Raw genomic sequence first — 10,431 nt, forward strand, 5'->3', positions numbered from 1 at the left:
CCTATGGAAAAATTATTTCAAAGATTTAAATGGTTGCATTAGCCCGCAGAGCAGGATAATATTCTTACATAATTCTTACCGGAGGTAATCCGTATGAAAACCGTTAAACTATCGAGCAAAGGCCAATTCATCCTCCCCAAGGCCATCCGCGACCGGCACCACTGGGAGGTGGGCACGGAATTCGTCATCATCGACCGGGGAGCGGAACTGGTCATCAAGCCGACCAAGGTCTTCCCGCCGACCGAATTGGAGCCCCCCGACGCCCCATCGGTCTACAGGGGCAAGCCGCTCTCACTGGAGGAGATGGAACGGGCCGTCATGGTCGAAGCGGGGAAGCACAAATGATCGCCGTCGACACGAACATCCTGGTGCGCTACGCGGTGAAGGACGACCGTAACCAGGCGGCGCTGGCAACCGATTTCCTCGCCAGGAACCGCTGTTTCGTCCTCAAGACCGTCCTCATCGAGCTAGCCTGGGTCCTCTCTTCGTCTGCCGGCTACAATCTCCCCCGGGAAAACGTTCATGAACGATTGCTCCACATTCTCGGCCTGCCGGACATTGAAACGGAAGATGCCGCCCACGTTGCCCAGGCTCTCACTTGGTACGCGGAAGGGATGGACTTCGCCGATGCCCTCCATCTCGCCGGCAGTGTGGAACTGGCAGGTCTTGCCACCTTTGACCGTAAATTTGTCGCAACTGCGGAAAAGCTCGACGCCGTTCCCTCGGTACTCCTCGTGCGATAAGCTCTTCCTTTTTCAATCCTTTCGAACCGAATTATTTTCTCTCACACTCGGATTCATTGCTCATTTCTCTCATGTAAAGGACTGACCCTTCTGTCTTTCTCTTGGCTTACTCAAGCCCAACATATTCTATCTTTTCCAGGTTCTTAAATAAGTTACGCTTTGGGTCATATTCTAGGTTTCTTGTATAGTCTGGATTAAAGTAATATTTGAAAATAATCACAGCTGTATTTGGGCCTTTGGGATAGAATTTGATGTCTCCATGAATTTTGCCATACATGGCTCGAACTAATTTGCCATCCTTTTCCTCAGATCTAATCCTGAAAATATAGTTATTATCGTCTTTAAAACTCTGCTTAACTGGTTCTGTTAGCGATAACTTTCTTGTTGCACTTATTGATTTATTATATCCATCTTCCGGAGCGTATCTGGGAAGTTTGAATTCACTTCCAAATCTCCGATTATCCTTTATTAATTGTATTCCATCATATCTATTCGAAAACGTAATGGTTAACTCACTATCATATTCATACTCTATTACATAAGTAGGGTGAAACTTGAAATTTTTGTTATTCAGCTTCAATATTAAATCAGAATGAAGACCTTTCCCATATGGCGCTACCCAGTCATATTCCATCAAATCAAAGCCGACACCAGATGTTATATCAGGTAATTTAATTTCCTTAGACATTTTAGAATCTCTTGCATACATCGGCACAGGGTTTTCGATTTTTCTCAATACTACATTAACAACTTGATCCCATGGTTGCCACTTGAGGCCCTCTGCCTTTCTAAATTGATATTCACCGTAATACTCGTAATAGCCATTTTTGTTAATATGATAACTGACCCCACTCACTGTCTTATGCTTAACCCAACATGCTCCTTTAGCATCAGTCAGTACTCTCACAATATCTTCATTTGTTCCTTTATCTCTCATTACTGGCTGATCGAATCCAACGGAAATATCGGCCTTTTCAACTGGCGCCCCTTGTTCGTCAACTATATGAAATGATAATTTAGCTTCCGGTATTATAAAGGCCCACGTATGACTATATGAAATTGCAACGATGCTGATTACAGCAAACAGTGATAGGATTATATTCCTCATCATTTGATTCCTCGCCAAGTTGGGAGAAACTGCGGTGTTCGTGACTTACTCAAGCCCAACATATTCTATCTTTTCCAGATTCTTAAATAAGTTACGCTTTGGGTCATATTCCAGATTTCTTGTATAGTCTGGATTAAGGTAGTATCTGAATATGATTACTGCCGTATTAAGCCCTTTTGGATTGAACTCAATCTCGCCTTGTATTTTCCCATACATAGCCCTGATTAGCTTTCCATCTTTTTCCTCTGATCTGATTCTGAAAATATAATTGTTATCGTCCTTAAAACTCTGTTTAACTGGTTCTTTTAGCGATACTTTCCTTGTTGCACTCATTGATTTATTATATCCATCTTCCGGGGCATATCTGGGAAGTTTGAACTTGCTTCCAAATCTCCGACTATCCTTTATCAACTGTATCCCATCGTATCTATTCGAAAACGTAATGGTCAGCTCACTATCATATTCATAGTCGATTACATAATTTGGGAGAAACTTAAAGTATTTATTGTTCAACTTGAATATTAAATCAGAATGAATACCTTTACCATACGGCGCTACCCAATCATATTCCATCAAATCAAAGCCGACACCTGATTTCACATCTGCTAAATCAGGTATTTGCATTTTTTTAGACATTTTAGAGTCTCTGGCATACATCGGCACTGGATTTTCTATTTTTCTCAATACAACATTAATTATCTGATCCCAAGGTTGCCAACGATTTCCTTCAATTACTTTAAACTTATATTCACCATAACTTTCATAATAACCCTCTTTATTAGCTTCATATCCAATGTCACGTATTGTTCGGCCTGAAGCTGTAAATAACCCCTTGGCATCAGTTTCACCTTTAATGGATTCACTATCAATTCCTTGTTCGCCTTTTCTCGGCACTTGAAAGCCCATTTCTATTTTTACATTTTTTACTGGCTCGCCTGTTTCATCAACTACACGCAGAGTAATCTTGGCATCAGGAATAGTAAACGCCCATAAACAGCCGCTTATTAGTGCCATCATACTTATTGCGAACGATAACGAGATTAATTTTGCTTTCATCAATTAAGTCCTCCCGAACTTGTAAATTGCTCGAATATTTTATAGATGTATAAGAATGCTATTTTTTTGATATCATTGTGAAACCAGTTCTTTGGTGATTTTCTCTCGCTTGGCCACTTGTCCCCTAGCGTTTTGAATCTTGATTGCATGTCAAAATTGTTTTCAATATCAATACTTATTAGTTTGTTCTTCCCTGCCGCCAATGTCCTGGCAGGGAAAGCTTCCGCAAGCAGACGTGATCTGTTGTTACCGGCAAACTGACTACCACCAGCTTCCGAAACAACCTTAAGGGGTCAACAAACAACCTTAAGGGGTCAAAGCTCCAAATATCAAATTTTCAGGATCGCTTTCACTTTCTCCACCTCTGCACACAACTTTTTATCTTGAACCAACTTCCTCGAAAGTAGACGGCGCGCTTCTGCTATTGCGGTTTCACCTACGCCGAACAGATTGCCGATTTCACGTAGTTTCTTTCCGCTGTACTTATGGCAGAGATACATTCCCACCTGCCGCGCCTGCTTTTCTTTTTCCCCCACTACTGCCGCTACTGCCTTCAATATCTCTTCCGGCTCCGGGTTTGACTTAAATTGCCGGATTCCTGGGACAGCTCTGTCTACACCTTTCTCCGAGAGATGTTCTGATGTCACCATTTCTATAAATTCCGCCGTGCCGAGTACTGCTGCGCCAAATGTGTTCTGGAAGGGGCTGTCGTATTCCTTCCCAAGCAAGTCTTCCACAAATGTTCGATACTTCTTCATTGCTTCTTTTGTCTTTTTGCCGAAATAGTCGAGGATTGTCTCCATCTTCAGCCACGTGGGCGCGGTTCCTTGACCGATGTAGTTGTTGTAGCTGGACCAGCGGTATTCCTCTGGACGCGTAACCATTCCCGCCCTTACCGGGTTTAAATGTATATATCGTGATAGTTCCATCGCATATTCGTCTAATTCAACCAGTATCGCCTTGTATCGCCCCTGAAAAAGATGCCCTGACCTTTTCCGCTTGATGTTGAAATATGTCGTGTATGCTCCGTTTATGTGCCGCATGATCTGTGACAGATTGCCTACCGGCGTTTCCAGGAGCAGATGATAATGATTGCTCATCAGGCAATAGGCATGAACTACTCCCCCGTATCGCTCTGTTGCCGATTCCAGATACTCCAGAAACTTTTGTCGGTCTCTTTGGCTTTTGAATACGTCCTTTTGCTCGTTACCTCTTGATGTGACATGGTAAAATGCTCCTGGATATTCGATTCGTAGCGGTCGTGCCATGGCGTTCTCCTTTGACTGATAAGTTATTCCTTTATCATCGCAAAGTTTACCATGCTTTTTGATTTTTGGAGACTTGACCCTTTTATTTTCTTTTATTCGGGTCGAAACCTTCAGGCAGCGGTATGGAGATCTTGACCTCCTTCCGGACATTGATACCGCCGGTGTCCACATTCACTGCTCCGAGATACTTGCCTCTTGCCGGCACCGGATGTGGAAGTTCCGCCTCTGTAACCGGCGTAATCCTGATAACGGTAGGCCCGACCAGCGCACCTTCAGGGATTTCGAGGAGCACACCCCCGTCACCTTCCACCTTGCCCCCCTTGGCGGTGACAAGGTAGCTGTCGTCCGAACCCTTGAAGGTGGGGTACGAGATGGTGGTCTGGTTGCCGGAGTAGTCCAGCAGGACTACTGCCAAAAAAATGAGTCAGTGAACAAATAAACAACGTCGCACCCCCTTCTCTATTGTGGCTTCGTCCCCATTCTTTCCGCTGATGCATTTTTATTTGCTAGGTACGCCCTGTATTTATCACCATCGAAATCAAGATTCCTTTCACCCAAGGGGTTTGTCCATACTTCTGCTTTAAAAAATACCTCGCCATTTTGGTTGACAAATTTGATATCTAGATTTGAGTATATCCCACCACCCCTGCTCTTTATGTAGAGATAGGTTTTAAACATCTGACCATTGGTCACCTTAACTTTATAAATATTTTTGTAACCGGTCTCTGGTGGCACATAGAGCATCTGGTCAAGAGCAATAATGCCGCTATCGGCATCAGGTGTTTCCAAGATAAAGTTATAGGCATCTTCTGCGGAAATGTACTCTACTCGGGCCTTAAGGTCAGCATGTGCATTATCGCTGTGATACCTCTTAAGATAGTATGGTGCTCCATCAACCATATCGACAAGATCAACCTCGTAGTATTTTACATCTTTTTTAAAAACTACAGATATGTCACCAGGGATGACAACCGTTGGGGGTTCTTTCTTGCGCATGGTGAATACTACAGGATTGTTTCTGTCAATAACTGTGCTGCCATCATTTTCATATTCATCATGACCTTTAGCTCGGTTAATCCTCAAATAGTCATAACCAGAGGCAGTTATTTTATTAACCAACAGACCGCTTCCATTGATCGCGGAAACTTCAAAAATGCCTTGATTATCAGTTGACAACACAATTTCCTTTACACCGACTGCTTGGATAATTTGGATAGAAACCTGTGCGCTAATTACGGGCAGATTGTTATTATCCAATACCTTTCCGTAGTATAAAATGGGTTTGTCAAGTGATTTTAATACATTTGATATTGTAGTTTGTTTATCTATTTTACTTAGATCATCTGCAAAATTACACTTTGTAAAAACAGCCAGTCCTGCAACAAACACAATAGTAACAATTAATATTTTATTTTTCACAATCACTCCCTTATTAGTATGATGATGTCAATCTAAAATCTGACATGATTGCTTTCCAATAGCCTTTTTCTTGTATTATAGTTGATCTGAACTGTCTGCTATGAGAGTAATGCTTCGTATCGTAATCAAATAATACTTTAAGGTCTTTATTATTATCATTATAAAAATTATTGATGGCAGAAGAAACTGCACCTATGGCTTTAGCTCGTGATTGTATAATTCTGCTGAATACTTCATATCTATCATCCGGCAGATATAATGGGAGAAGGCCATTTAAGTGTATTGAACCAAGTGGAACGTAACTGTATGGAAAGTCAGGACGTGTCAAACTATTGAGTTCCCAAGCTGCATACCCCTCATCTCCTCTGCTCAAGGCAAAATCTAATCTATTAAAATAGTTAATGTGTTTTGCTTTTTGTGTACTTGAAGATAGGTATGGCTTATCTGAGGAGGTTTCGTTACCAGACATATAATATCCAAAGATGTTAGCTGTAATAACAGTACCTGGAATCTTGGCTGCAAGGCTTTTCTCTGTTATCGTATTGTCATAATAATGCGCCGACAAGGCCGCCTGTGTAGCAATATAGGTATGGACTATTCCTGGCCCCGGCAATTTATTGATGGTTTCTCCTGATACGATACCACCCATACTATGACCGAGTAGCCGTATCTTGCCCTGATATTTCGTCATATCTCCGCTTAAGAGCAAATTTTTAAATGCTTCTGAGGAATTCCATGCCCTTATCTCACTTTCGTCGAAAGTAAGTGCACCTTCCAATGTCGGCCAACTAAACAAACCAACTTTTCCGGTATACCCTGACCACCAGAGCCGCTTGAACATAGTCTCGGCCCAACGCTCCTTCTCCACTTCTCCGTTCGTCATGTTCCAGCCATGAACATAGAAAATGTAGTCATTGTTTTTGGGCTGATAATCTCCCTTTCTGGTTGTGTAGGATGTCAACACTCTCTTGGCGAGATCATCATAAGCAACCTGATATTTGTCATAAAACCAAGTAATCGGTTTCAGGTCCAATTTTGCTGAATTTTCCTCAATGTCGACCCCATCCGATTTGAGACTAATAGTCAGATCACCTGTACCTGATGATTTACCTTCGAAAATGAAATGCGACGCCCCTGTACCCATCAGTACGTTAGCAGGTAAATCAGAGACATTAACTGAATCAATCGTGACAATTCGTTTGTTATACAACTGTAGCAGGGCTGTCTTGTATTCACTTAGATATTTTGTACCATCTGTCACCGCCTCAAAAAGATTTAGTGATGGATTTGTGCCATTAACGTTTTTGAATTGCAGTTGATATGAGAAAACCGGCGGCGGCGTATCGTGTGGCGCAGTAAGAAACTTGATGACATTACGTGCATGTTCGTCTATCTGTATGTGAACTTGTGCAAAATCTTCCAAGTCGCGCAACGTATTAATTTGGTCAACTTCAGTGTCATTTGCGTCTGATGCACTTGAATATATATCATCATCAAAAAGACCAACTTCGGCATTTCTCACGTCTGGCCCGGTATCATGATCATCATTCACCCAGAAAGTATATTTCTTGTCTTCAGGATCATCGAATCTGATCTTCCCATCCCTATTTCCATCAAAGGCAATCCTGATCAGCTTCTCAAGCGGAATATTTTTGCGCCTCATCAACCTGCCGTCTTTGCGGTTGCTGAATTCAAAAATCGCCTTGGTCCCGATACTGCCAAAAACTGGCGCGATTGCCATCCCATCCACGGTGGTCAGTGTCAAATCGGCAGCCGGGAAGTTGGTGGCTATAAAGCGTTTGTTTGTCGGAGACGTTATTGTTTTTTTCAAGTCGGCATAGCAGTGCTCGTCACTTCCTTTGCGGAAAGACAGCAGATACTGCGTCGGGTGGTCTATACCGGGAAGAGGGTTGACAACAGCACCCTTGCGCGTTTTGATTACCATGCTACCTACCAGGTCGTCATCATTACAGTTGATATCCGGATCCTCGTACTTTACCTCGACGTAGTAGCGACGGTCATCCTCTCCGCCCTTACTGTATCCTATCTCGGGAACCTGAATATTGCTCTCATTGTATACTCTTATGTCGTTGGTGTTAATACCCATTGTGCGCATACCTTTGGTCTGGTCCGCCATGTACAGCCAGCCGTCTTTTTCCGCCATGGCCGGGATGGTGCCTATGGGAATCATCGCCGGGGATCCTTCCGGTGTTGTAGCGCCGGATGAGTTGGGCAGTTGGGTGATGGTGTTGATCAGCCGGGGATTTTTTGGGTCTTTCACATCCACTACCTGAATGGCGCTCAAGGTACTGACGATTGCCAGCCCCGTCTCTTTGTTCAAGGTTATATCGTAGGGATAGGAGACAACCTCTTTATCCAGGGCATCTTTGACCGTTGCCAGCGGTTGGGGGTTGTAGGGGTCGGTAAGGTCAACGGTCTTGAGTCGGCCGCCACCGCCGGTGAGGGCCAGGTCCATGCTCTGCGGGTTGCCGTCGGCATCGGCATAGCTGTAGTCGGACACACCCGCCACACGCAAGGCGTTCAGCTTTTTGGGCTCGATCACTCCCATCTGAGAAAAACTAGAGGGGTCAGGTCTCAACTTCTGACATACCCTAAATTTGCCTCTACCCAATCTACCATCTTCTTCACTTGTTGATCTTTCTCGGCCTTTAATGCCAGCCTCCGGCTTGCCTGCGATACCGCCGCATCGCTTATTCCAAAACGTTCACCTATTTCCTTAAGCTTTGCTCCGCTATACTTCTGACAGCAATAAATGCTCATATTTCTTATCAACTCGTCTCTTTCGCCGAGCACCGCATTGATTTCCTTTATGATTTCATCCATCGAAGGCCGGGTTGCCAGTTCCTTCACAGCCGGAACGCTCCGCTCTGCCCGTCTCTCTCCCAGATGCCTTTCCGATATTTCTCTTACAAATTCTTCACTTCCTAATACTGTCGAGGCTACCGTTGCTTTCAATGGGCTGTCGTATTCACTATCGAGAAGGTCTTCGACAAATTTCCGATACTTGTTTTTCACATCCGGTGCTTTCGTGCCAAAATAGCCGAGTATGAATTCCGTCTTCAGCCAATCGGTCGCCTTGTTGTCTTGACCTATGTAACTTCGATAGCTGGACCACTGATATCCCTCCGGCTTAGCAACTATTCCCGCCCGTACCGGATTCAGATGAATGTACCGTGAAAGCTCTGTCGCATATTCATCTGCTTCGACGAGTATCGCCTTGTATCGCCCCTGGAACAGATGACCGGCTCTCTTCCGCTTGACGTTGAAGTACGTTGTATATGCACCGTTTACATGCCGCATGATCTGCGAAAGGTTCCCGGATGGTGTTTCCAGCAGCAGGTGGTAATGGTTGCCCATCAGGCAGTAGGCATGGATTAACGCCCCGTACCGCTTTGTTGCCGATTCCAGATATTCCAGAAACTTTTCCCGATCCTTTTGACTCTTGAATACGTCCTTCTGTTCGTTTCCTCTCGACGTGACATGGTAAAATGCTCCAGGATATTCGATTCTTAAAGGCCGTGCCATCGCTTCCTCCTTTGATTGTTTTGGACTTTCTCAAACATATCAAAGAAGTTCTACCTGTCAAGAATTGAGACCTGACCCCTTTGGTTGCCCTCCTTTGGTTGCCCTTGACCGTAAATTTGCCGCAACCGCGGAAAAGCTCGACGCCGTTCCCTCGGTAATCCTCGTGCAATAAGCTCTTCCTTTTTCAATCCTTTCGAACTAAATCATTTTCTCTCGCACTCGGCTGAGCGGATCGAGCTGGAAGTTAAACCGTTCAGAAATGCACTTAGAATGTGAATTCACCGCTTAAGAGAAAGCTTAAGGGGTCAAAGAAAGCTTAAGTGTACCTCTACTATTTCTTTATCGTTGAAAATGTTTCAGTTTCCGCGTTCTTTTTATCCAAATACTGGCCATATAATTCTCCATCATAATCAACATTCCTTTCGCCGTTCGGATTCGTCCAACCTTTGACGACCATGACAGCTTTTTCTTTCGTTGCCTTAAAAGTAGTATCCAGCCTTGAATAAATCTGACCAGCACGACCTTTAATGTATAAATACTTCTTCACCTTGGTATTTATTGGGACTGTGATTTGGAAAGTTTTCTGATATCCGCTTGCAGGTGGCACGTACAACATCTCGTCAAGAGCAATAATGCCGCTGTTTGCATCCTGTTCTTCAACAGTGATGGTATACGAAGAATCCGCTTCGGAATAAACTGCCTTGGCCCTCAGATCGATATGTAAGTTTTTGCTTTCGTAATTTTCTAAATACCCTTTCTCTCTTCCATCAAGTTTTACAAGATCAATTTCGTAATAAGGAATATTTTTTGTGAATACAATTGAAAATTCTTCATTTAATACCAATGTTGGCGGTTCCTTTTTGCGAACGGTGTAAGTTACGGGGCTATCTTTCTTTGCCACGAATGAGCCGTCATTTTCAAAAGATGTTTCAGCTGTATCTACTGATTTATCATATTCATAACCTCGATTTTTAATATCAACTATCAAAATAGAGTTACCTTTAATGTTGCTGACTTCGAATCTTCCACCGCTATCTGTCTTAATACCAAATTCCGCTATGCCATTAGAACTTCTCACATGGACAATCACATCAATGCCTTCAACAGGCGTGTTGAGATGATCAACCACCCTACCATAGAAAAGAATGGGCTTGTCCATGGAGAGCAGTTCAAGATCTGCTCTATTGGCTTTATCTGCTTCGGTTAAATTCTGCGCGTGATTGCACTTTGAAGTAACAACCAAGACGCCTATTGTTAACAACACTACGAGAGGAATCAGTTTATTCATTTG

General features: G+C 43.5%; 10 protein-coding genes. 2 read left to right on the forward strand and 8 right to left on the reverse strand.

All coding sequences use genetic code 11. From position 1 onward, the window contains the following. Nucleotides 1-93: 93 nt before the first annotated feature. Both GURA_RS15335 and GURA_RS15340 read left to right on the forward strand, forming a co-directional pair. Nucleotides 94-345 carry an AbrB/MazE/SpoVT family DNA-binding domain-containing protein gene (locus GURA_RS15335; RefSeq protein WP_011939853.1) on the forward strand — a complete coding sequence of 84 codons (252 nt, stop codon included), beginning with the start codon at nt 94-96 and terminating at the stop codon, nt 343-345. Beyond that, on the forward strand, nt 342-743 hold the full coding sequence (locus GURA_RS15340) for a type II toxin-antitoxin system VapC family toxin (protein WP_011939854.1): 402 nt from the start codon (nt 342-344) through the stop codon (nt 741-743). The genes GURA_RS15335 and GURA_RS15340 overlap by 4 nt, the downstream gene beginning before the upstream one ends. Before the next feature lie 106 nt (nt 744-849). Here GURA_RS15340 and GURA_RS15345 read toward each other — a convergent pair whose 3' ends face one another. From GURA_RS15345 to GURA_RS15380, 8 genes are all read right to left on the reverse strand, one after another. Further along, nucleotides 850-1,854 (reverse strand): hypothetical protein, encoded by a 1,005-nt coding sequence (locus GURA_RS15345; protein ID WP_232278922.1) that lies wholly within the window; start codon nt 1,852-1,854, stop codon nt 850-852. 42 nt (nt 1,855-1,896) lie between these two features. Continuing rightward, nucleotides 1,897-2,907, reverse strand: coding sequence for a hypothetical protein (locus GURA_RS15350; protein ID WP_011939856.1), 1,011 nt, complete (start codon nt 2,905-2,907; stop codon nt 1,897-1,899). Nucleotides 2,908-3,236: 329 nt separating this feature from the next. Then, nucleotides 3,237-4,175 carry an REP-associated tyrosine transposase gene (locus tag GURA_RS15355; protein WP_011939857.1) on the reverse strand — a complete coding sequence of 313 codons (939 nt, stop codon included), beginning with the start codon at nt 4,173-4,175 and terminating at the stop codon, nt 3,237-3,239. An 82-nt stretch (nt 4,176-4,257) separates the two neighbouring features. Continuing rightward, nucleotides 4,258-4,590: a hypothetical protein gene (locus GURA_RS15360; RefSeq protein WP_011939858.1), complete on the reverse strand. Its 333-nt coding sequence runs from the start codon at nt 4,588-4,590 to the stop codon at nt 4,258-4,260. Nucleotides 4,591-4,634: 44 nt separating this feature from the next. Then, complete coding sequence (locus GURA_RS15365; protein ID WP_041245488.1) at nt 4,635-5,594, reverse strand: hypothetical protein; 960 nt, start codon at nt 5,592-5,594, stop codon at nt 4,635-4,637. Between the two features lie 13 nt (nt 5,595-5,607). Continuing rightward, nucleotides 5,608-8,163, reverse strand: a complete 2,556-nt coding sequence (locus GURA_RS15370; protein WP_041245489.1) for an LVIVD repeat-containing protein — start codon at nt 8,161-8,163, stop codon at nt 5,608-5,610. Nucleotides 8,164-8,189: 26 nt separating this feature from the next. Then, a complete protein-coding gene (locus GURA_RS15375) occupies nt 8,190-9,140 on the reverse strand; it encodes an REP-associated tyrosine transposase (RefSeq protein ID WP_011939861.1) in 951 nt (316 codons plus the stop codon). Between the two features lie 331 nt (nt 9,141-9,471). After that, nucleotides 9,472-10,428 carry a hypothetical protein gene (locus tag GURA_RS15380; protein WP_011939862.1) on the reverse strand — a complete coding sequence of 319 codons (957 nt, stop codon included), beginning with the start codon at nt 10,426-10,428 and terminating at the stop codon, nt 9,472-9,474. Nucleotides 10,429-10,431 lie beyond the last annotated feature (3 nt).

Source organism: Geotalea uraniireducens Rf4 (assembly GCF_000016745.1).
GTDB lineage: Bacteria > Desulfobacterota > Desulfuromonadia > Geobacterales > Geobacteraceae > Geotalea > Geotalea uraniireducens.